The organism is Microlunatus spumicola (genome assembly GCF_039536445.1).
Taxonomy (GTDB): Bacteria; Actinomycetota; Actinomycetes; order Propionibacteriales; family Propionibacteriaceae; genus Microlunatus; species Microlunatus spumicola.
Map to the genome: position 1 here is coordinate 264,752 of NZ_BAAAYR010000001.1, position 22,149 is coordinate 286,900.

Below are 22,149 nucleotides of genomic sequence, written 5' to 3' on the forward strand. Positions count from 1 at the left end.
ACCGGTCGAACGCCCCCTGAGCCTGTCAAAGGGCCACCAGGAACGCCCCCTGAGCCTGTCGAAGGGCCACGAAGTGGTCGGCATCCCAGCGAAGCCGGCCAGGAGAGCCAACCTCTTCGAGGCCCTTCGACAAGCTCAGGGGGCGTGACCGGCGACGCCGAGGTGCCCGTGGCGCCGGGGGGTGAGGTCTGATGCTCGAACGCTTCCGCTCGCTGTCCGGGCTCGTCCTGGGACCGGTCGTGCGCTGGCTGGTCGGCCACGGGGTCTCGCCCGACGTCGTCACCGTGGCCGGGACGATCGGTGTCGTCCTGGGTGCGCTGATCTGCTTCCCGCAGGGCTGGTTGTGGCAGGGCGTCTTGATCGTGACCGTCTTCGTCGTGTCGGACATGATCGACGGGCTGATGGCCAAGTCCACGGGTACCGCCTCGGCCTGGGGCGCGTTCCTCGACTCGACGTCGGACCGCCTCGGTGACGCGGCGGTGTTCGGCGGGATCCTGCTCTTCTTCGCCTACCGCCAGGACTCGACGCTGTGGGCCGCCGTGGCACTGGCCGGCCTCGTCTTCGGGCAGTGGACCTCGTACGTGAAGGCGCGGGCGGAGAGCCTGGGCTTCACCTGCGGCGGCGGGCTCGCGGCCCGCGCCGACCGGCTCGTCATCGTGCTCGTCGGGGCGTTCCTCGCCGGGCTCGGCGTGCCGTACGTCCTCGAGGCCGCGATGGCGCTGCTCGCCGTCACGAGCATGATCACCGTCTTCCAGCGCATCGAGCAGGTCCGGCGCCAGGCGAAGGGCGTCACGGGCTCACGGGGCTCACGAGACCCGGGTGCACCGCATGGCCAGCCCGTCTGACCGCGTGCGCCGGCGTCGTCCCGACCGCGCCCGGGTGGTCCGGGAGGCCTTCCGCCTCGGCTGGCGGTACGGGGGCCGTGTGCCCCAGCCAGTCGTCCGTGCCGTCGCCGCCCTCGCCGCGCGCGTCGTCGTCGCCCGTGACGACGTCCACGTGCGCCGCCTCCGCGAGAACCTCACGGCCGTCGCCGGACGCCCGGCCGACGCCCGGCTGCTCCGGCTCGGCATCGCCTCGTACGTGCGCACGTTCTGGGAGGTGCTGGCGCTGCCGCGCTGGTCGCCCGCCGAGGTGGTCGACCGGGTGGAGCTGGTGAACGGCGCCGTGGTGCACGACGCCTTCGCGACCACCGGGGCGGTCATCGCGCTGCCGCACAGCGGGAACTGGGACCTCGCCGGTGCCTGGGCCTGCCTCACCGGCATGCCCGTCACGAGCGTGGCCGAGCAGCTGGGGACCGAGGAGTTCGCGGCGTTCCTGGCGTTCCGCGAGGGCCTCGGGATGGAGATCCTCTCGCACCGGGCCCCGGCGCTGGTCGACACGCTGGTCGAGCACGTCGTCCGCGGGCGCCTCGTCTGCCTGATGGCCGACCGCAACTTCAGCGGCCGCGGCGTCGAGGTCGACTTCGCGGGCCACCGGGTGACCATGCCGGCCGGGCCGGCCCAGGTCGCCCGCCGCAGCGGCGCCGCCCTCATCCCGACCGTCGCCCACTACGGCGGCGAGCCCCTGCGCCGCGGCGCGCCCATGCGGCTGGTCATCGGCCCGGTCGTCCCCGCGCAGCCGGGCGACGACGGGCTGGCGGCCATGGTGCAGGCCTGCGCCGACTTCTTCGCCTCGGTCCTGCACGAGCACCCCGAGGACTGGCACCTCCTGCAGCCCTTCTTCGACCTGCCTACCTCGACCCAGGTGTCCGCCCGGTGAGGGGGCTCATGCAGGAGGGGGGACGAACCCCCGCACCCGGACTGCGCATCGGGCTCGTCTGCCCGTACGCGCTCGACGTCCCCGGCGGTGTGCAGAACCAGGTGCTGGGGCTGGCGGCGTTCCTGCGGCGGGCCGGGCACGACGTGCACGTGCTGGCGCCCGGCGGGCTGCCCGACGACGCGTACGGGCTCGAGGCGGACCGGTTCACGTCGGCGGGGGCGGCCATGGGCGTCCGCTACAACGGTTCGGTGGCGCCCGTCGCCTTCGGGCCGCTCGCCGCGGCGCGGACCCGGCGCTGGGTCGCCGCGCACGCCGTGGACCTGCTGCACGTGCACGAACCCCTCGCGCCGAGCGCCTCGCTGCTCGCCCTGGGCGCGTCGCGCGGACCGGTGGTGGCGACATTCCACACGGCCACCCCCCGCTCGCGCGCCCTGCGCCTGGCGGGCTCGGCCCTGTCCGGCGCCGTGGACCGGATCGACGCGGGCATCGCCGTGTCGCCGACGGCCCGCGAGGTCGTCGTCGGTCACCTCGGGCGCGACGCCGTCGTGGTCCCCAACGGCCTCGACGTGACGGCGTACGAGCCGTCCGACGCGCGGCTGCCGGCGGACGGGCGGACGGACGGGCCTCCGCGGCTGCTGTTCCTTGGCCGCAGCGGGGAGCGGCGCAAGGGCCTCGACGTGCTGCTCGCGGCGCTGCCGGCGCTGCGGCGAACCCACCCCGACCTGGAGGTCCTGGTCGCCGGCCCCGGTCCGCGTGACCTGCCCCCCGGCTGCCGCAGCCTCGGCCTCGTCGACGAGGCCGAGAAGCGGGCCCTGCTCCGCACGGCGGACGTCTACGTCGCGCCGCACACGGCGCGGGAGAGCTTCGGCATCGTCGTGCTCGAGGCCATGGCCTCCGGCGTGCCCGTGGTCGCGTCGGACCTGGCGCCCTTCGCCGAGCTGCTCGGCGGCGCCCACGACCCCGCCGGCCGGCTGTTCCGGCGCGGGGACCCGGAGGCGCTGGCGGCCGCCGTGTCGGCCGCCCTGCTCGAGGGCCGCGGCCCGCGGACCCGCCGGGCCCGTGCGCTGGCGCACCGCTACGACTGGTCCGTGGTCGGGCCGGAGGTCCTCGCCGTCTACGACGACGTCCTCGGTCGTCCCGCGCTCGTGGCCCCGGTGGGGGAGGAGGTCTCGTGAGCACGCCGCCGACGGCCCCGCCGCGTCGCGTCGACGCGAGCATGGACCTGCTGAACCAGATCCTGCGCGAGCCGGTCGACCCCGACTACGCCCGCGTCGCCGCCGACGTCCCGCCCGGGCAGCGCCGCCGGCCCCGTGCCCACTGGTGGCTGGCCCTGGTGCTCGTGCTGGCCGGCACCCTCTTCGCCGTCGGCGCGCTCCAGACCAACCGCGCACGGCCGGTGCAGGAGACCGAGCGGGCCGAGCTCGTCGAACGCATCGGGGCCGCCGAGAGCCAGCAGGACGCGCTCCGCCGCCAGGTCGAGGACCTCGACGGCCAGATCGACGGGCTGCGTTCGTCGGCCCTGGGCACCGACGCGTCCAGCCGCGCGCTGGAGGCGCAGATCGACCGGCTCGGCCCCGCGGTCGGCCTCGCCCCGGTCACCGGACCGGGGATCGTGGTCGTCGTCGACGACGCGTCCACGACCGACGACGACGCGCGCGACCAGGTCCTCGACCTCGACCTGCAGGTGCTGGCCAACGGGCTGTGGGCGTCCGGCGCCGAGGCGGTGGCGATCAACGGGCACCGGCTGTCGGCGCTGACGGCGATCCGGGGCGCGGGCGACGCCATCACCGTCGACTACCGCTCGCTCACGCGTCCGTACCGGGTCGAGGCGATCGGCGACCCGCGTACGCTGCAGGCCCGGCTCGCCGAGTCGGCCGCCGGAGCCTGGTGGAACGACCTCGCCCAGAACCGCGACATGACCTACCAGACCTCCGACGCCTCCCGGCTCGTGCTCGACTCCGACCCCGGGATCACCCTGCGCTACGCCCGGACGGTGGACCGGTGATCCCGCTCGTCGGCCTCGTCGTGGGCGTCGTGCTCGGCCTGCTGCTGCAGCCGACCCTGCCCGTGGGCCTGCAGCCCTACCTCCCGATCGCCATCGTCGCGGCGCTCGACGCCCTGTTCGGCGCGTTCCGGGCCTACCTCGAGGGGACGTTCACCGACCGGGTGTTCGTCGTGTCGTTCGTCTCCAACGTCCTCATCGCCGCCCTCATCGTCTGGGTCGGCGACCAGATCGGCGTCGGCTCGCAGCTCTCCACCGGGGTCGTCGTCGTCCTCGGCATCCGGATCTTCACCAACGTGGCCGCCATCCGGCGGGTGCTGTTCCATGCCTGAGACGGTCGGGGCGACCCGTGGCTGAGCGGCGCGTCAGCTCCCGGAGGCTCGCGGCCCTCGCCCGGAGCCGCGACCGGCTGACCGAGGACGAGGCCGGCTCGTCGTCCGACGACGCGGAACGGTCCGACGGCAGCCCCGACGCGGGCCGTCGTCCCGGCGGGGACGCCCCGCGGCCCGGGGTCTGGCGTCGGATCGGGCGGGCGGCGCTGCACCCGGGCCGCAGCCAGCTCGTGGCCGCGGTCGTGCTCTGCCTGCTCGGCATGGCCGGCGTGGTGCAGATCCGGTCGAACGACTCCGGCGACGCCTACCGCAACTCGCGCCGCGAGGACCTCGTGCAGATCCTCGACGGCCTGGGCGTGGAGTCGCGACGCCTCGAGGCGGAGGTCGCGGAGCTGCAGGGGACCAGGGCGCGGCTGGAGTCGGGCGCCGACAGCCAGCGCGTGGCCCGCGAGGACGCGCAGCAGCGCGTCGACGAGCTGGCGATCCTGGCCGGCACGGCCCCGGCGCGCGGGTCCGGGATCCGGATGCGGATCAGCGACCCGCAGGACAAGGTCGACGCGAACGTGGTGCTGGACGCCGTGGAGGAGATGCGAGACGCGGGCGCCGAGGTCATCGACATCAACGGCCAGGCCCGCGTGGTCGCGTCGACGTGGTTCGGCGACGACGGCACGACCCTCGTGGTCGACGGGATCCGGGTCGCCCGGCCGCTCACGATCTCCGTGATCGGCGACCCGCACAGCCTCGAGGAGGCCGCCCGGTTCCGCGGCGGCATCGTCTCGGAGATCACCGGGCCCAAGATCGGCGGCGACGTGCAGATCGACCAGAGTGACGACGTGGTGGTGACGTCCTTGCACGTGCCGCCCGCCTCTCAGTACGCTCGGCCCGCAACCTCGGGGCCCACCCCGCGCTGACCTCGGACGACCCTGACCTCGGACGACATCGCGCGCGGACCCGCCGAGCCGATCCCACCCTTCGCACCACAGGAGCCTCGACGCGTGCCCGACTACCCCGAAGACCTCAAGTACTCCGCCGACCACGAGTGGGTGCGGCAGGGCAACGAGCTCACCGTCCGCGTGGGCGTCACCGCGTACGCCGCCGAGCAGCTCGGCGACATCGTCTACGTGTCCCTGCCGTCGGTGGGGGACAGCGTCGACGTGGGTGACGCGTGCGGCGAGCTCGAGTCGACCAAGTCGGTCTCCGACGTCCTCAGCCCCATCGCCGGCACGGTGAGCGCCGTCAACCCGCTGCTCGAGGGCAGCCCGGAGACCGTCAACGCCGACCCGTACGGCGACGGCTGGCTCTTCGAGCTCGAGGTCAGCGAGGACGCCGACCTCGACGACCTGCTCGACGCCGACGCGTACGCCGAGCAGCTGGGCGCCTGACCATGACCGTCCAGGCGTCCGCCCTGCGGTCGGGCACCACGGGTGCACCGCTGGTCGAGCGGTGCGAGGCCCTCTAAACTCTCGATCACGTCTCGAGTCTTCGAGACCCGGCGAAAAGCGAGCCCATGCCCTTCTGCACCAACTGCGGACACGACAACCCCGACGGGGCGAACTTCTGCGCGCAGTGCGGGGCCCCGCTGACCGCCACCCCGCCGCAGGCGCCCGCGCCGTCGTCGGTGTCGACCGGTGACACGACCCGCACGATCCCGGCCGTCGTCGACGAGCCCACGCCCGACGCGCTCAGCAGCGTCGACGAGGCCGCGGTGCACGCGCTGCCCCAGGGCTCGGCGCTGCTGATCGTGCAGCGCGGGCCCAACGCGGGCAGCCGCTTCCTGCTCGACCACGACGTGACGACCGCCGGGCGCCACGTCGACTCCGACATCTTCCTCGACGACATCTCGGTCTCCCGCAAGCACGTGCAGTTCCTGCGGGCCGCCGACGGCGTGCGGGTGAAGGACCTCGGGAGCCTGAACGGGACCTACGTCAACCGCGAGCTCGTGGACGAGGCGCTGCTGCAGCCCGAGGACGAGGTGCAGGTCGGCAAGTTCCGGCTCGTCTACTACGCCAGCGCCAAGGACGCGGACCGGTGAGGCGGCACGTGCGGTGACGGCGTCCCCCGAGCCGCGCCGGCCGGGCAGCGGGCGCGAGGTCACCCGCAGCATCGGGCAGGTGCTCACGGCGCTGAGCGGCGAGTTCCCCGACATCTCGATCTCGAAGATCCGCTTCCTCGAGTCCGAGGGGCTGATCACGCCGCAGCGCGCGCCGTCCGGCTACCGGCGCTACGCCGAGCACGACGTCGAGCGGCTGCGCTACGTGCTCTCGGTCCAGCGCGAGCACTACCTGCCGCTCAAGGTGATCCGCGAGCACCTCGAGATGATGGACCGCGGCCAGACGCCGCCGGAACCCAAGACCCTCGAGGCAGGGTCGAGCCCCACCGGCACCGCCGCGCCCGTGGTGGCCCCGACGCCGTCCGCGCCGCCGGCGGCACCGAAGAAGGCGCTGCGGCTCTCCCGTCAGGACCTGCTCGAGGCCAGCGGGCTGAGCGAGGCCGGGCTCGTCGAGCTGGAGCGCACCGGGATCGTGGTGCCGCGCCGGGGCGGCAGCTTCTACGGTCGTGACGCCCTCACCCTGGCCATCGCCGCGCGACGGCTGGGGGAGTACGGCATCGACGGCCGACACCTGCGCGCGTTCAAGATGTCGGCGGACCGCGAGGTCGGGCTCGTCGAGCAGGCCATCGCGCCGTACGTGCGCCGGGCCGGCGGCAACACCGACGTCTCCGGCGAGGTCACCCAGCTCGTCATCAGCTTCCACGCCGCCCTCGTGCGCACCGCGATGGAGCGCTGACCGACCTCCCGCCGAGCGGGTCGAGCGGCGCCACCGGGTCTGCGTACGGGTCGGGTCGGCTCCCGGACGGTGCCCGCCGCCACCCGGCTGCGGTACCCCTCCGCAAGTCCTGCGGGCGGACGTAGGGTTGGGCCATGCGAGAGCTCGATGTGGTCGGCGTCCGGGTCGAGATGCCGTCCAACGCACCGATGGTGCTGCTGCGCGAGGTGGGCGGGAGCCGCTTCCTCCCCATCTGGATCGGGGCCAACGAGGCCTCCGCCATCGCGAACGCGCAAGAGGGCGTGGTCCCGCCCCGTCCCCTCACCCACGACCTGATGGTCGACGTCCTCGCGGGCCTGCAGCACCGGCTCACGGCGGTCCACATCACCGAGCTCGAGGGCGGCACGTTCTACGCCGTCCTCGTCATCGACGACACCGAGATCAGCGCCCGTCCCTCGGACGCGATCGCGCTCGCGCTGCGCGTCGGCTCGGACATCTTCTGCGCGGAGGACGTCCTCGACGTCGCGGGCATCGAGATGCCCGAGGCCGAGGAGGACGAGGTCGAGAAGTTCCGGGAGTTCCTCGACAACGTCGACCCGGACGACTTCGTGACCGGCGAGGAGCCCAAGGCCTGACCGCGGAAGCGCGGTCTGGTGAGGGGGAACGATCCCACGACGTCCGTGCGGGAGCTCCTCGACCGCGCCCGTGAATCTCTCGACCCGCTCTCGAGACTTGAGGTCGGTCGACCCCGGAGACGGCGTGTCGGTGGCCCGGAGAGCGGCCCGGCCCTAGGTTTCGGGAGAAGTACCGCAGGGGAATTACACGAGGTGCGCAGCCAGACCCGTACGTAGGAAGACTCGGGGGACGAGTCCTCCGCCCGCCAGAACCCGTTCCATCACGGCACGGGTCACCACCGGAGGTGTCCGTGAGCAGCACCGATCAGCCCGTGTCGACGCGGCCCGACGAGGCCGCACGGCCCGAGGTCGTCGACGCGGCCCAGGCGCTGCTCTTCGAGGGCGACTTCTCCCCGCTGCCGCGGGACCTGGGGTTCCGTGGGCCGGTGGCCTGCAGCGCCGCCGGGATCACCTACCGCCAGCTCGACTACTGGGCCCGCACCGGGCTCGTCGTCCCCGAGATCCGCGGGGCCAGCGGTTCCGGTTCGCAGCGGCTCTACAGCTTCCGCGACATCCTGATCCTCAAGGTCATCAAGAAGCTCATCGACGCCGGCATCTCGCTGCAGCAGATCCGCACCGCGATCACGCACCTGCGGGCTCGCGGGGTCGACGACCTCACGCAGGTCACGCTGATGAGCGACGGCATCTCGGTCTACGAGTGCACCAGCAACGACGAGGTCATCGACCTCCTCAGCGGCGGCCAGGGCGTCTTCGGCATCGCGCTCGGCGGCGTCTGGCGCTCGATCGAGGGCACGCTCTCGTCGCTGCCCGCCGAGCGGGCCGAGCCGGAGCCCGAGGCCGGCGCGACGTCGTCCGCGGCGGACGAGCTCTCGCTCCGTCGCCGCGCCCGCGCCGCCGGCTGAACCAGTCGACGGGGCGTTTCTCCGTAGTCGGCCGCTCGTGGCGTTCCCGACGCCGGAGCTGCTCGGGGTAGGGTTCTGCGTAGTCCAGCGACCACGCGGGAGAGTGCACGCTCAGCGATGAGACGTGCCGCCGAAGGGGCAACATCCCCGGAACCTCTCAGGCACCCAGACCGCGCGGCCATGACGACTCTGGAGCCACCGGCGACAGAGGGGGATCGGTGACCGCCCACGCGCGGCCGCCGGCGCAGCCGAGCCGTTCCCCGGGAGCACCGTCCATGGCCCACGACGCCGCAGCAACCGACCTCGCACGCTCCGCCCCGACCGTCTTCGCCGACCGCCACATCGGTCCGCGCGCCGACGAGCGCGACAAGATGCTCGCCACCCTCGGCCTCGGCTCGCTGGAGGAGCTCGTCGCCCAGGCGATGCCCGCCGGCATCCGCATGCAGGCCCCCCTGAACCTTCCCCCGGCGCTGTCGGAGACCGAGGCGCTGAGCTCCCTGCGCGGTCTCGCCGCCCGGAACAACCCGCTCCGCGCCATGATCGGCCTCGGCTACCACGGCACGGTCACCCCGTCGGTGATCCGCCGGAACGTCCTCGAGGACCCGGCCTGGTACACCGCCTACACGCCGTACCAGCCCGAGATCAGCCAGGGCCGGCTCGAGGCGCTGCTGAACTTCCAGACGATGGTCAGCGACCTGACCGGCCTGCCCACCGCCGGGGCGAGCCTGCTCGACGAGGCCACCGCGGTCGCCGAGGCGATGACCGTCGCCCGCCGCTCGACCAAGACCGGCCGCGTCCTGCTGCTGGACGCGGCGAGCCTGCCGCAGACCATCGCGGTCGTCCGCACCCGCGCCGAGCCGCTCGGCATCGAGGTCCAGCTCGCCGACGACCTGCCGGCCGCCCTGCGCGAGACCGACGCCTTCGCCGTCGTGGTCCAGACCCCGGCCGCCGACGGCCGCGTGGCGCCGACCGCCGAGCTCCAGGCGCTCGCCACCCAGGCCCACGAGCAGGGTGCGCTCGTCATCGCCGCCTGCGACCTGCTCGCGCTCACCCTCGTCACGCCGCCCGGCGAGTGGGGTGCGGACATCGCCGTCGGCTCGAGCCAGCGCTTCGGCGTCCCGCTCTTCTACGGCGGCCCGCACGCCGCCTTCATGTCGGTGCGCGCCGGGCTGGAGCGCACGCTGCCCGGCCGGCTCGTCGGCGTCTCCCGCGACGTCCACGGAACCGCCGCCTTCCGCCTCGCCCTGCAGACCCGCGAGCAGCACATCCGCCGCGAGAAGGCCACGTCGAACATCTGCACCGCGCAGGTGCTGCTCGCCGTCGCGGCCAGCATGTACGCCGTCTACCACGGCCCCGACGGCCTGCGCACGATCGCGGAGCGCGTGCACGCCGACACGACGGCGCTCGCCGCCGACCTGGCCGCGGCCAAGCTCGTGCCCGACCACGCGTCCTTCTTCGACACCCTCACGGTCGCCGTCCCCGGGGAGGCCGCCGAGGTCGTCGAGCGGGCCCGGCGGTCCGGGGTGCACCTGCGGCTCGTCGACGCCGGTCGCGTCGGGATCTCCGTGGGCGAGGACACCACCACCGCTGACCTGGACGCCGTCCGTGCCGCCTTCGGCATCGACCACGGCAGCACCGACGGCACGGCCGCGCACGAGGACCTGTCGGCGTACGGCGACCTCACCGCCAGCGCCCGCACCTCGTCCTACCTGCAGCACCCGGTCTTCCGCACGCACCACAGCGAGACGGCGATGCTGCGCTACCTCCGTGCGCTGTCGGACCGCGACTTCGCGCTCGACCGCGGGATGATCCCGCTCGGCTCCTGCACGATGAAGCTCAACGCGACGACCGAGATGGAGCCGATCTCGTACGACGGCTTCGCGAACCTGCACCCGCTCGCGCCCGCCGAGGACGCCGAGGGCTACGCCGAGCTCGTCGGCACGCTAGAGGGCTGGCTCGCCGAGGTGACCGGCTACGCCCGTGTCTCGGTCCAGCCGAACGCCGGCAGCCAGGGCGAGCTCGCCGGCCTGCTGGCCATCCGGGCCTACCACGACGCCCGCGGCGACGACGCCCGCCGCATCTGCCTCATCCCGTCCTCGGCGCACGGCACCAACGCGGCCTCGGCCGTCATGGCCGGCATGAAGGTCGTGGTGGTCAAGGCGACCGACGACGGCTCGGTGGACCTCGACGACCTGCGGGCCAAGATCGAGACCCACGCCGACGCGCTCGCCGCGATCATGGTCACCTACCCCTCGACGCACGGCGTGTTCGAGGAGACCATCACCGAGCTGTGCGCCCTGGTGCACGACGCGGGCGGCCAGGTCTACGTCGACGGCGCGAACCTCAACGCGCTGCTCGGGCTCGCCCAGCCCGGCCGCTTCGGGGCCGACGTCAGCCACCTCAACCTCCACAAGACGTTCTGCATCCCGCACGGTGGCGGCGGGCCCGGCGTCGGTCCGGTCGCCGTGGGGGAGCACCTCGTGCCCTACCTGCCCGGGGACCCCCGCACGGGTCGCGTCGGTGCAGGCGTCGGTCCGGTCTCGGCGGCCCCGTACGGGTCGGCCGGCATCCTGCCGATCAGCTGGGCCTACATCGCGATGATGGGCGCCGACGGGCTGACCTCGGCGACCGAGCACGCGCTGCTCGCCGCTAACTACGTCGCCGCCCGGCTCGGCGCGGCCTACCCGGTGCTCTACGCGGGCCGGGACGGGCGCGTCGCGCACGAGTGCATCCTCGACCTGCGCCCGATCACGAAGGCCAGCGGCGTGACCGTGGACGACGTGGCCAAGCGGCTGGTCGACCACGGCTTCCACGCCCCGACCATGAGCTTCCCGGTCGCCGGGACGCTGATGGTCGAGCCGACCGAGTCGGAGGACCTGGGCGAGCTCGACCGGTTCTGCGACGCGATGCTCGCGATCCGCGACGAGATCGCCCGCGTCGAGTCCGGCGAGTGGCCGCACGACGACAACCCGCTGGTCAACGCGCCGCACACGCAGGGCGCCGTGACCGCCGACGAGTGGGAGCACCCCTACTCCCGGCGGGTCGGCGCCTACCCGGCCGGCCTGCACGCCGGCCCGATCTACGCCACGGGGGGCGACAAGTACTGGCCGCCGGTCGGCCGCATCGACGGCGGCTTCGGCGACCGGCACCTGGTCTGCACCTGCCCGCCGCCGGAGGCCTTCGAGGAATGAGCCCCAGCCCGTCCCCCCCAGGAGACGCTGACTCCCGACGTCCCGCCCGCCCCGGCGCGTGTCGGGAGTGAGCGTTTCCTGCGTCCCGCGGGACAGTGGTGGGGATGCAGAGTCGACGAGGGGGTCGCGATGGGGCTCGGGCGGTCAGGCCAGGTAGGGGTCGACCCACGCGCTGATGATGCGCGCGGCGCGTGCCGCCTGGCCCTTGCCGGTGAGCAGGTGGTCCGCGCCCTCCAGCGCCACGAAGCTCCGCGGGTGCCGGGCGGTCTGGAAGATCAGGCTCGCGTTGCGGACGCCCACGGTGTTGTCCGTGGGGGAGTGCATGACCAGCAGGGCCCGGCGCAACGTCCGGATCCGGTCGCGCAGGTCGGTCGCCCGGACGTCCTCGATGAAGTGGCGCCGCAGGGTCAGCGCCTTGCCGCCCGCGACGAAGAGGGCCTCGCCCTCGGCCTCGATGCGTTCGAGCAGGGCGTCGTAGTTGTGCTCGACGTGCCGCGGCTCGTACGGCGCCCCGATGCTCGCGACCGCCTTCACGCCGTCGACCAGGTGCGCGGCCGCGATCGCGGCGGCGCCGCCGAAGGAGTGGCCGACCAGCAGCCGCACCGGCCGGCCCGCGTCCTCCATGAACCGCACGGCCTGGGCCGTGTCCTCGACCTTGCGGGAGAACGACCCGTCGCCCCAGTCGCCCTCCGAGTCGCCCAGGCCCAGGTTGTCGAACCGCAGCACCCCGACCCCCTCGCGGGCCAGCTGCTTGGCGATCCGGCTCGCGGCGGGGGAGTCCTTGCCGAGCGTGAAGCCGTGCGAGAGCACCGCCCAGCCGCGTACGGGCCCCTCGGGCAGGTCGACGAGACCCGCCAGCAGGGGTCCGCTGGTGCTCGGGAACGTCACGCGCTCGGCCACGCCCCGGATCATCGCAGGGCCGCCGGGCGGCACGACACGCTCGGGCGACCGGGATCACAGTGCGGACGGGAAACCCTGGACCCCGTCCGAGCGTTGATCACTCGATGACTTCTCCGACGCTCGCTGCTGCCCGCCGCCCCCGTTCCCTGCTGAGGACCGGTGGGCTGTTCGTGCTCGTGAGCGTGGTGTGCGGGCTGCTGGTGACCGCGCTGACCCTGCCCTTCGTGGGCGGGGCGGCCTGGGGGGCCAAGACGGCGCGCGACGGGATGGCGAGCCTGCCGCTCGAGTTCGACGCGCCGGCCCAGGCGCAGCGCTCACGTGTGCTGGACGCGGAGGGCCGGACGATCGCCTACTTCTACGACCAGAACCGCACGTACACCAAGCTGGCCGACATCGCGCCGGTGATGCGCACGGCGCTGATCTCGATCGAGGACCACCGCTTCTACGAGCACGGTCCCCTCGACGCCCAGGGCACGGTCCGCGCCTTCGTCAAGAACTTCTTCGCTGGCGGCGTCACCCAGGGCGGTTCGACGCTCACGCAGCAGTACGTCAAGCAGGTCCAGGTCAACGCGGCCGCACTCAGCGGCGACGAGGCCGCGGTCGAGGCCGCGACCGACACCAGCTACCAGCGCAAGCTCCGCGAGCTGCGCTACGCCGTGTCCGTCGAGGACACGATGAGCAAGGACCAGATCCTCGAGCGCTACCTGAACATCGCCTACTTCGGCGACGGCGCGTACGGCATCGGCGCGGCCTCGCAGCACTACTTCGGCACGAGCGCGAAGAAGCTCACGCTGCCGCAGGCCGCGCTGCTCGCCGGCCTGGTGCAGAACCCCAACGGCTACGACCCCGTCGCGCACCCCGACGCCGGCATCGAGCGCCGCAACGTCGTGCTCGACCGGATGGCCGAGCTGGGCACCGCGAGCCAGGCCGCCGTCACCAAGGCGAAGAAGACGTCGTTCTCCGAGAAGCAGGTGACCGAGGTCGCCAGCGGCTGCCAGAGCACCGACCTGCCGTTCGTCTGCGACTACGTCCGTCGGACCGTGCTGCAGATGCCGAGCCTGGGCAAGACCGAGGCCGACCGGGAGAAGCTGCTGATGCGCGGCGGCCTCACCATCCGAACGGCGATCGACCCGGACACGCAGGACGAGGTGCAGGAGAAGGTGAACGACGCCGTCTCCGCCAAGGACCCGGTCATCTCCGTCATGGACATGATCGAGCCCGGCACCGGCAAGATCGTGGCGATGGCGCAGAGCCGTCCCGTGATGGGGTCGGACGCCAAGAAGGGTCAGACCTACTGGAACTACTCCGCCTCGCCGGAGATGGGCGGCGCCCAGGGCTTCCAGGCCGGGTCGACGTTCAAGGCCTTCACCGCCGCCGCGGCGCTGGAGAACGGGATCCCCCTGGCCAAGCGCTACAACGCGCGCGCCAAGATGGACTTCTCGGGCGCCGACTTCGACAGCTGCGAGGGCAGCACCCGTGTCGTCGGCGACTTCCCCGTGGAGAACTCGACCGGCGTCAACGGGAACATGGACATGTACCGGGCCGCCGAGTTCTCCGTGAACACCTACTTCGTCCAGCTGGCGCTCGATGTCGGCATGTGCGACGTCACCAAGATGGCCGAGAAGCTCGGCGTGCAGTCGAGCACCCCCGACCGGCCGATCAGCTGGTACGACGACAAGCCCTCGTTCACCCTGGGCACCGCCGAGGTCAGCCCGCTCTCGGTGGCCAACGCGTACGCGACCTTCGCCTCCGGCGGCATCCACTGCAACCCGGTGATCGTCTCCAAGATCACCGACGGCAGCGGCAAGGACCGGGAGGTCCCGGGCGCGGACTGCAAGCGCGTGATCAGCGAGGACGTCGCCAGCGCGATGGACTCCCTGCTCTCCAGCGTCGTCACCAAGGGCACCGGCGCCCGGGCGCGGACGGCCGACGGTCGCCCGCAGGCCGGCAAGACCGGGACGATCGACAGCAACGCGGCCGTCTGGTACGTCGGCTACACGCCGCAGATCGCCGGCGCCGCGATGATCAGCATCGACAAGGAGCGCAGCTCCCGCACGAGCCTCAAGGGCTACACCGTGCCTTCCTCGGGTCTCTACCTCGAGGGTTCCGGCAGTGGCGACGCGGGTCGGCGCATCTGGAAGCCCGTCATGGAGGACTACCTCGACGGCAAGCCGAAGGAGTCCTTCCCGACGCCCCCGGTCGACCTCGTCCGTGGCGACCCGAGCGACCGCACGACGTCGAACGACCGGTTCAGCCAGTACGGCCAGGACGGCCGCCCCGGCGGTCGCTGACCGCAGCAGGGCTCACGCCCCCTGAGCCAGCCGAAGGGCCTCGAAGAGGTCGGCATCGAGAGACGCCGACCACTGCGTGGCCCTTCGACAGGCTCAGGGGGCGTTCGTCCGTCTCGCGACCGAGCACCGCTCTCCTGCGGTAGAAGCACCAACGCCCCCTTCGACAAGCTCCGGGGGGCGTTCTTCCGCATGCCGACCCAGACCTCCTCTCTTGCGGGGAGGAGCACCAACGCCCCCTGAGCTCGTCGAAGGGCCTCGAAGAGGTCGGCATCGAGAAGCGCTTACCACTGCGTGGCCCTTCGACAGGCTCAGGGGGCGTTCTGGCGTCGCCGTCAGTGCCCGGTGAGGCTCCGGTACAGGTCGAGGTGCCGCTCGGCGGCTGCTCGCCACGTGTGCCGGCGGGCGAGGTCCTCGCCGCCGGGGAGGGGGCCGTCGGCGACGGCGGCGAGCAGGGCGGTGGCGATGCTCGCGGGGTCCTGCCCGTAGCGGACGTGGTCGCCGAACACCTCCCGCAGCACCGGCAGCGGGCGCGTGACGACGGGGACCCCGGCGGCGAGCGCCTCCATCGCCGCGAGCCCGAACCCCTCCTTCGTCGAGACGAACCCGAGCACCGCGGCGCCGGCGACGAGCCCCGGCAGGACGTCGTGGTCGACCGGTCCGAGCACGTGCGTCTCGACCCCGAGCGCGACGGCCCGGGCGTCGAACGCCGCGCGGTAGTCGCGGTAGTCGAACAGGGTCTCCCCGCCCGCTACCACCAGCTCCAGGTCGGGCAGCGTCTCCCGGGCGAGCGCGAACGCTTCCAGCAGGTCCAGCGTGCCCTTGCGCGGCTCGATGCCGCCGACCGCGAGGACGTAGCGCCCGAAGCGGTCTCGCCAGGGAGCGGCCGCGCCGGGGTCGGCCGCGGCGGCCGCGAACCGCTCCGCCTCCACGCCGTTGGGGATCACGACCGGGTGCAGCCCCCAGCCCGCCTCCACCTCGGCGGCGACGGCGGCGGACACGCAGACGTGGGCGTACGGCCGGACGATCGCGCGCTCGTGGCAGGCCACCAGCTCGGGCGTCGTGAACTGGTCGAGGTGGTGGACCGTCCGCACGCACCGCGGGACGGCGTTCGCGCTGATGCAGTCCTGCGCGTGGACCACGTCGTACGCGCCCGCCCTCCGCGTGCGCTCGGCGAACGCGGCCCCCAGGGTGCTGATGGAGCGCAGGATCCGTTCGCCGACGGACTCACCCTCGAGGTGAGGCAGAGGCACGACCTCGACCTCCACCCGAGGGTCGACCGCGCGGAAGAACCCGTCGTCGCCGCCGCGGCCGAGGGTCCAGACGCTGACGTCGACGCCGAGGTCGGCCAGGGCCTCGGCCAGCGCCAGCGTGTGCACGACCCCGCCGCGCGGCTTGGTCGAGTAGGTGAGCAGCGCGACCCTCACCCGTGCCTCAGCCCCTCGCCGTGCGCGACCGCCCCGTACGCGGCCGGCCGCCGTTCCACGAGGTGGTGCAGCAGCCGACGGGCGCGGGCCACCTCGACCTCGACGTCCAGCTCGACGCTGGCCATCCCGCCCTTGGTGCCGGTGCGGGCGAGCGTCTGCCCGCCCGGCCCGACGACCTTGGCCTGGCCGAGGAACCGCAGGTCCCCGAACACCCCGGTCTGGTTCGAGGACACCCACACGATCTGGTTCTCGGCGGCCCGCGCGGCGTCGTAGATGTCGAACAGCCGGGACTGCCGGTCGTCGGTGAGCCGTTCGGCGCGGTTCGTCACGCTGGCGGGCCAGGCGGACAGCGCCGCCACGACCTCCGCGCCGTCCAGGGCCAGCGCCCGGGCCGACTCGGGGAAGGTCTTGTCGTAGTCGACCAGCAGGCCCATCCGCCCGACCGGGGTGTCGAAGGCCGCGAACCGGTCGCCGGCCGCGTACGCCGCGTACTCGCCGAGCGGCTGGTGGACCTTGCGGTGGCGGCCCAGGACGCCGTCACCGGTCACGCAGACCGCGGTGTTGTAGCGCAGGCCGTCCTCCAGCTCGCAGAAGCCGAAGCAGAGCACGAGGTCGCCGGCCAGCGCGCAGACCCGCTGGACCACCTCGGCGTCGAGGGCGAAGGCCGGCGGGAGGTCCTGGACGCCCTCGGTGCGCGAGAGCCCGGACGCCCACGGGAACTGCAGGTCCGGCACGTAGCCGCCGATCGTGGCGCCGGGGAGCACGAGCAGGTCGACGCCGTCGCGCCGGGCGCCCGCGACCATCGCCTCGAGCTTGGCCAGCGTCCGGTCGACGTCGCGCCCGAAGTGGGCCGCGACCGCTCCGAGCCGAACGGGACCCATCAGCCCCGGCCCGGCAGCTCGGCGCCCCAGGACGCGAGCGTCACGAGGTCAGCCGGAGCCGGGCGGGCGGCCGCAGGGCCTCGACGACGTGGTCCACGACGTGCTCGGCGTCCCGCGTGAGCCCGGCGAACCGGCCGGAACCCCAGGTGTGCAGCCAGGGCAGCCCGAGGAAGTGCAGGCCCTCGACCGCGGTGATCCCGCGGTGGTGGCCGACCATGCCGCGCCCGTCGAAGACCGGCACCCGCACCCAGCGGAAGTCGGGGACGAAGCCGGTCGCCCAGACGACGGAGGTGACGCCGGCCTCCCGCAGGTCGAGTCCGGTCGGCTCGACCTCCGGGCGCCAGACCGGCGTGTAGCGGGCCTCGGTGGGCACGTCGAGGCCGAGGCGGTCGACGTGCCGGTCGATCGCGTCCTTGATGTCCTCGGCGACCCGGTCGGCGCGGTCGAGGGCGGCCTCCAGCGTGGGGGCGAAGGCGAGCCGCTCGCCCGTCACGTCGACGAGGCGGCCGTAGAGGCCCATGCCCTCGAGGGCGAAGCGCCGCAGGTCGATGTCGTGGCCGCCGTCGCGACCCGTCATGTAGTGGTTCGTCTTCTCGCGCTCGCGCAGCCCGCCGGCCGTGTCCTCGACCGGGACGTCGTAGAGCCCCATCTCCTCCAGCCAGTCGATGCAGTCGCGGCCGCGGTAGCGGCGGGCGCACCGCGGCGCGGAACCCACGACCAGGTGCACCTGCCGCCCGGCGAGGTGCAGGTCCTCGGCGATCTGGGCGCCGGACTGCCCGGTGCCGACGACGAGCACCGCACCGGGCGGCAGCGCCTCCGGGTTCTTGTAGGTCGAGGAGTGCAGCTGCACGACGTCGGCCGGCAGCCGCTCGGCCAGGCGGGGGACGCGCGGCAGGTGGTAGCCGCCGACCGCGACGACGACCTGCTCGGCCTCGAGGACCGAGGGCCCGTCCGGGGTCTCGAGCTCGAGCACGAACCCGCCGTCCGCCGCCTGGCGCAGCTCACGCACGGTCGTCCCCTCGCGCAGCGGCGGCGCGGTCCGGCGGACGTACTCCGCCAGGTAGGCCACGGTCTCCGCGCGGGTCATGAACCCGTACGGGTCGTCGCCGGGGTAGGGGAAGCCGGGCAGGCGGCACTGGACGTTCGGCGTGACGAGGGTGAAGGAGTCCCAGCGGTGGTCCTGCCACTCGTGGGCCGCGGTCTGCCGCTCCAGCACCACGTGCTCAATCCCGGCCCGCGCGAGGAACCAGCTCGCGCTCAGCCCGGCCTGGCCGCCGCCGACGACGGCGACCTCGACGCGTTCCGGCTCGCGCACGAGTGCGGTCACGACGCCTCCCGGTCCGCGGGCAGCGAGGGCGGGTCCATGGTCTCGACGACGACGGTGCCGGCCGGCTGCCCGGCGGCGACGCGGCGGATCGTGGCCAGCGACGCCTGGGCGACCGTGCAGGGGTGGCCCCAGCGGGCCTCGACGCGGTCGCTGGCCTCGGTGAGCGCGGCGCCGGCGCGGTCCAGGAACTCGGCCACCGCGTATGGGCGCCCGACCTCGAGGTGGTCGTGGACGACCAGCGACGGCGACCAGGTCTGCAGGGAGCGGCCGTCGGGCCAGCGGGTGGTGAAGGTCAGCTCAGGCATACGCGGGCTCCGGACGCTCGGCGGGGTAGTCGGACAGGACGGCGTCGAGGCGGTAGGCGCCCGGGCGGCGGTCGCGCAGCGCGTACATGCCCTGGCGGACGGCGGCGAGCTCGGCGTGGACGTCGAGGGTGACCGTGGCCAGCCCGCCCTCGACGCCGGTCTCGGCGCGGACGTCACCGCCCGGGCCGACGATCTTGGCGTTGCCGACGAACCGCAGCGAGCCGAAGGTCCCCGTCTGGTTGGACGCGGCCCAGACGACCTGGTTGTCCAGCGCCCGGGCGGCGTCGTAGAGGTCGAACCGCTTCTTCCAGCGGTCGTCCTCGATCCGGTCGGCGGCCGCGGTGCGGGCCGTCGGCCAGGCGGACAGCGCGGCGATGATCTCGGCCCCGTCGAGGGCCAGCGTGCGGGACGCCTCGGGGAACGCCTTGTCGTAGCAGATGAGCATGCCGATCCGGCCGACCGGCGACTCGAAGGCCTCGAAGCTCGACGCGGCGGCGTAGCTGAGGTTCTCTCCGAGCGGCTGGTGGACCTTGCGGTGCGCGGCGAGCACGCCGTCGCCCGACACGGCCACGGCGGTGTTGTAGCGGACGTCGCGCCCGTCCGCGTCCTGCTCGTCGGTCGCGGCCTCGCACATCCCGAACAGCACGGTCATGTCGCCGGCGAGCGCCACGACGCGGGCGACCTCGGGGCCGTCGACGCGGAAGGCGGGCGGCATGTTCCGTCGGCGGCGAGCCCGGGTCTCCTCGTCGTCGTCGACGCTGCCGAGGCTGGGCAGGTAGCCGCCGAGGCATGCCTCGGGCAGCACCAGCAGGTCCGTGCCGCGGGCCCGGGCCTCCGTGACGATGCGGCCGACGGTCGCGTACGCCGCCTCGAGGTCGCGGCCGAACGCGTCGGCCACGACCGTGATGGTGGTGCGGGACGGTGTGCTCATGCGGTTCCTAGTCCGGTGACGGGGGAGGTGAGGGCGGGGGTGGAGCGGCCGTCCGGCCAGCGCAGGCGGACGCCGGCCCCGTCGGTCAGCACGCCGCAGGCCCGGGTGGTGGCCGGTCCGGCGGAGGCGGGTGCCCGGCCGGGCACGTCCGCGGTGATCATGGCGAAGCCGGAGAAGCAGGTGAGCCAGTCGCCGGTCGTCGCCCCCACCGGGGCCGGCACGTCGGCGACGTCGAGGACCGCGCCGCAGCCGCTGGCCTCCGCCAGCATCCCGAGCGTGCCGACGAGGCCGGCCATGCTGACGTCCTTGGCGGCCGCCGGGCGGGTCCGGGCGACGTACGAGCCCATGGCCCGCAGGTCCTCGGTACGGCGGCCGCTGGTGGAGTCCCACTGCGCGCCGGTGTAGCCGGGACGCCAGGCACCGCCGAGGTCGGCCGCAACAGTGACGGCGTGGCCGGACCGGCCGCCGCCGGCCGGGACCGGGTCGGCCGTCCGGCCCAGAGCGGTCACCGACAGCGACGCGGGCACGCCCAGCTGGGTGTGGCCGCCGAGCACGGGGACGTCCCAGGCGTGGGCCGCGGCCGTGATGCCGCGGACGACCCGGCTGGCGAAGCTCGCGTCGCGGGCCCCGAGCGCGTCGAGCAGCGCGACGGGGGAGGCGCCCATGGCGGCGACGTCGTTGAGGTTGACCAGGACGGCGCACCAGCCGGCCCAGGTCGGGTCGCGCTCGACCATCGAGGGCAGGATCGCGTCCGTCGCGGCGACCAGGTCGGAGCCGGGCACGGGAGCCGCGTCGTCGCCGACGAACCCGTCCCCGCCGAGCCCCGCGGTACCGGTCGCGAAGGGGGCGAGCAGGGGACCGAGCGGGGCCTTGGTCCGCGCGACCAGCCTGGCGACGCGGTCGACGGGCCAGGTCATGAGGACGTGCGGGACCCCGTACGCCTCCTCGTCCGCGAGCCGGGTCCAGCCGAGCCGACGGAAGAGGGGAGCGTTCGCCCGCTGCACGTGGGCGTCGAAGCGCAGCGCACCCAGCCGTTCGGCGTGGGCGCAGGCGGCCCGGACGAGCGCGGCTCCCACCCCGGCCTCGTGGCCGCGCGCCGTGCGGGCGACGGCCAGCCGGCTGCCCACCCACCAGCCGAGGTCGCGGTCGGGCAGGACCGGCGCGAGCCGGACGGTTCCGAGGACGTCCCCGCCCGCGTCCCGGGCCACGAGGGTGAGAGCGCGTCCGTCCTCGTCGACCTCGTCGCGGTCCGACCCGGCGAACAGCCCCTGCTCGAGCACGAAGGTGTCGTGGCGCAGCCGGTGGGCCGCCGCCAGGTCCCGCGCGTCCTCGGCCACGGCCACCGTGAACGCGTGCGGGGTGGACGGGTCGGTGGAGGGGGCGAGCCCACGGGTCAGCAGCTCGACGTCGAAGACGGTCATCAGGCCCCCTGCTGCTTGAGCGTGCTGCAGGCGCCGCAGGCCGCGCAGCCGGCGGACTGCCCGTCTGACGTCATACCGGCGGCGACGAGGTCGCGGGCGACGCGCCGGGTGACGTCGTCCAGGACCGCCGCGTCGGGCGCGGCGGCCCCGTCGAGGGCGGCGAGGGTGCCGGCCAGCGGCCGGAACGGCACGACGAAGGGGTAGACGCCCAGGGCGATCAGCTCGCGGGCACCGGCCACGAGCTCGTCCGGGTCCTCCCCGAGACCGACGAGGAGGTAGGTCGACACCTGGTTCCGGCCGAAGACGCGCACGGCCTCGGCCCAGGCCGCCCGGTAGTCGGCCAGCGGCACCCGGGACTTGCCGGGCATCCACCGGCGCCGGACGTCGTCGTCGAGCGACTCGACGTGGATGCCGATCGCGTCGGCCCCCGCCTCGCGCAGCTCGGTGATCGTGGCCAGGTCACCGGGCGGCTCGCACTGCACCTGGATCGGCAGGTCCGGCACCCGGGCCTTGACCGCCCGCACGCAGCGCGCCAGGTGCGTGGCCCCACGGTCGCGGCCCGCTGACGTGCCGGTCGTCATCACCATCTGGCGGACGCCGTCGAGCCGGACGGCCGCCTCGGCGACCTCGGCCAGCTGGTGCGGCCGCTTGACCGCGGTCGTCGCGCCCGCGGTCAGCGACTCCTCGATCGCGCAGAAGCGGCAGCGTTCCGCGGCGTCGTACCTGATGCACGTCTGCACGACCGTGGTCGCCAGGACGTCGCGCCCGTGCAGCCGGGCGAGCTGCTCGTACGCGACCCCGTCGCCCGTTGTGAGGTCGTAGAAGCGGGGCCGGCGCACCGGCTCCACCGCCGCGTCCTCGACCATGACGCCGTCGCGCATCAGCGTGCCGCCGTCGAGCCAGTAGGGGCTGGCGTCGTTCAGCGGGACGGCGACGCTCGCGCCGTCCAGCACCAGGTGCCCGTCGGCGCTCGGCCCCGCACCGGCCGGCCGGCTCACCGGGGCGCGCCCGCGGATGCCGAGGATCGCGAGGTCGACCCGCGTCGTGACCGTCATGCTCTGGCTGCCCGTGCCGCTCGTGGCCG

At 73.9% G+C, this 22,149-nt stretch carries 21 protein-coding genes and 1 riboswitch; of the genes, 13 read left to right on the forward strand and 8 right to left on the reverse strand.

All coding sequences use genetic code 11. The annotated features are described in order from the left end of the window. Nucleotides 1-191: 191 nt before the first annotated feature. From pgsA to gcvP, 12 genes are all read left to right on the forward strand, one after another. Nucleotides 192-845 (forward strand): phosphatidylinositol phosphate synthase, encoded by a 654-nt coding sequence (pgsA, locus tag ABD665_RS01230; RefSeq protein WP_204912610.1) that lies wholly within the window; start codon nt 192-194, stop codon nt 843-845. Then, nucleotides 829-1,758: a phosphatidylinositol mannoside acyltransferase gene (locus ABD665_RS01235; RefSeq protein WP_204912609.1), complete on the forward strand. Its 930-nt coding sequence runs from the start codon at nt 829-831 to the stop codon at nt 1,756-1,758. Before pgsA ends, ABD665_RS01235 begins: the two co-directional genes overlap by 17 nt. 8 nt (nt 1,759-1,766) lie before the next feature. Continuing rightward, nucleotides 1,767-2,933: a glycosyltransferase family 4 protein gene (locus ABD665_RS01240; RefSeq protein WP_344740781.1), complete on the forward strand. Its 1,167-nt coding sequence runs from the start codon at nt 1,767-1,769 to the stop codon at nt 2,931-2,933. Next, nucleotides 2,930-3,763 (forward strand): DUF881 domain-containing protein, encoded by an 834-nt coding sequence (locus tag ABD665_RS01245; RefSeq protein WP_204912608.1) that lies wholly within the window; start codon nt 2,930-2,932, stop codon nt 3,761-3,763. The genes ABD665_RS01240 and ABD665_RS01245 overlap by 4 nt, the downstream gene beginning before the upstream one ends. After that, on the forward strand, nt 3,760-4,092 hold the full coding sequence (locus ABD665_RS01250) for a DUF1290 domain-containing protein (RefSeq protein ID WP_204912607.1): 333 nt from the start codon (nt 3,760-3,762) through the stop codon (nt 4,090-4,092). Before ABD665_RS01245 ends, ABD665_RS01250 begins: the two co-directional genes overlap by 4 nt. Before the next feature lie 17 nt (nt 4,093-4,109). Further along, the gene (locus ABD665_RS01255; protein ID WP_344740784.1) at nt 4,110-5,003 is read left to right on the forward strand and encodes a DUF881 domain-containing protein; all 894 of its coding nucleotides are present in this window, start codon (nt 4,110-4,112) and stop codon (nt 5,001-5,003) included. 84 nt (nt 5,004-5,087) lie between these two features. Then, nucleotides 5,088-5,474: a glycine cleavage system protein GcvH gene (gene gcvH, locus ABD665_RS01260; protein ID WP_204912606.1), complete on the forward strand. Its 387-nt coding sequence runs from the start codon at nt 5,088-5,090 to the stop codon at nt 5,472-5,474. A gap of 125 nt (nt 5,475-5,599) precedes the next feature. Further along, nucleotides 5,600-6,124: an FHA domain-containing protein gene (locus ABD665_RS01265; protein WP_204912605.1), complete on the forward strand. Its 525-nt coding sequence runs from the start codon at nt 5,600-5,602 to the stop codon at nt 6,122-6,124. Nucleotides 6,125-6,137: 13 nt separating this feature from the next. Then, nucleotides 6,138-6,878 (forward strand): transcriptional regulator FtsR, encoded by a 741-nt coding sequence (gene ftsR / locus ABD665_RS01270; RefSeq protein ID WP_204912604.1) that lies wholly within the window; start codon nt 6,138-6,140, stop codon nt 6,876-6,878. A 134-nt stretch (nt 6,879-7,012) separates the two neighbouring features. Then, complete coding sequence (locus tag ABD665_RS01275) at nt 7,013-7,492, forward strand: bifunctional nuclease domain-containing protein (protein WP_204912603.1); 480 nt, start codon at nt 7,013-7,015, stop codon at nt 7,490-7,492. Nucleotides 7,493-7,803: 311 nt separating this feature from the next. Beyond that, a complete protein-coding gene (locus tag ABD665_RS01280; protein ID WP_344741894.1) occupies nt 7,804-8,394 on the forward strand; it encodes a MerR family transcriptional regulator in 591 nt (196 codons plus the stop codon). A gap of 86 nt (nt 8,395-8,480) precedes the next feature. Further along, a riboswitch (glycine riboswitch) is annotated at nt 8,481-8,577 on the forward strand. 92 nt (nt 8,578-8,669) lie between these two features. Then, nucleotides 8,670-11,585, forward strand: coding sequence for an aminomethyl-transferring glycine dehydrogenase (gene gcvP / locus ABD665_RS01285; RefSeq protein WP_204914531.1), 2,916 nt, complete (start codon nt 8,670-8,672; stop codon nt 11,583-11,585). 144 nt (nt 11,586-11,729) lie between these two features. Here gcvP and ABD665_RS01290 read toward each other — a convergent pair whose 3' ends face one another. Beyond that, nucleotides 11,730-12,485: an alpha/beta fold hydrolase gene (locus tag ABD665_RS01290; protein WP_204912601.1), complete on the reverse strand. Its 756-nt coding sequence runs from the start codon at nt 12,483-12,485 to the stop codon at nt 11,730-11,732. 104 nt (nt 12,486-12,589) lie between these two features. Between ABD665_RS01290 and ABD665_RS01295 the strand changes: the two genes are divergently transcribed. Next, nucleotides 12,590-14,776 (forward strand): transglycosylase domain-containing protein, encoded by a 2,187-nt coding sequence (locus ABD665_RS01295; RefSeq protein ID WP_204912600.1) that lies wholly within the window; start codon nt 12,590-12,592, stop codon nt 14,774-14,776. A 332-nt stretch (nt 14,777-15,108) separates the two neighbouring features. Here the strand turns inward: ABD665_RS01295 and ABD665_RS01300 are convergent, their stop codons facing one another. Genes ABD665_RS01300 through ABD665_RS01330 form a run of 7 tightly spaced genes read right to left on the reverse strand, consistent with a single transcriptional unit; the run spans nt 15,109 to nt 22,120 of the window. Continuing rightward, the gene (locus tag ABD665_RS01300) at nt 15,109-16,200 is read right to left on the reverse strand and encodes an MSMEG_0565 family glycosyltransferase (protein WP_204912599.1); all 1,092 of its coding nucleotides are present in this window, start codon (nt 16,198-16,200) and stop codon (nt 15,109-15,111) included. Continuing rightward, complete coding sequence (locus tag ABD665_RS01305) at nt 16,197-17,081, reverse strand: nitrilase-related carbon-nitrogen hydrolase (RefSeq protein ID WP_204912598.1); 885 nt, start codon at nt 17,079-17,081, stop codon at nt 16,197-16,199. Before ABD665_RS01305 ends, ABD665_RS01300 begins: the two co-directional genes overlap by 4 nt. Nucleotides 17,082-17,121: 40 nt before the next feature. Beyond that, a complete protein-coding gene (locus ABD665_RS01310) occupies nt 17,122-18,408 on the reverse strand; it encodes an MSMEG_0569 family flavin-dependent oxidoreductase (protein WP_344740790.1) in 1,287 nt (428 codons plus the stop codon). After that, a complete protein-coding gene (locus ABD665_RS01315; protein WP_204912597.1) occupies nt 18,405-18,713 on the reverse strand; it encodes an MSMEG_0570 family nitrogen starvation response protein in 309 nt (102 codons plus the stop codon). Before ABD665_RS01315 ends, ABD665_RS01310 begins: the two co-directional genes overlap by 4 nt. Then, the gene (locus tag ABD665_RS01320; protein ID WP_204912596.1) at nt 18,706-19,644 is read right to left on the reverse strand and encodes a nitrilase-related carbon-nitrogen hydrolase; all 939 of its coding nucleotides are present in this window, start codon (nt 19,642-19,644) and stop codon (nt 18,706-18,708) included. Before ABD665_RS01320 ends, ABD665_RS01315 begins: the two co-directional genes overlap by 8 nt. Beyond that, nucleotides 19,641-21,065: an MSMEG_0567/sll0787 family protein gene (locus ABD665_RS01325; protein ID WP_204912595.1), complete on the reverse strand. Its 1,425-nt coding sequence runs from the start codon at nt 21,063-21,065 to the stop codon at nt 19,641-19,643. Before ABD665_RS01325 ends, ABD665_RS01320 begins: the two co-directional genes overlap by 4 nt. Beyond that, entirely contained in the window at nt 21,065-22,120 is a 1,056-nt protein-coding gene (locus ABD665_RS01330; RefSeq protein WP_204912594.1) for an MSMEG_0568 family radical SAM protein, read from the reverse strand. The genes ABD665_RS01325 and ABD665_RS01330 overlap by 1 nt, the downstream gene beginning before the upstream one ends. Nucleotides 22,121-22,149 lie beyond the last annotated feature (29 nt).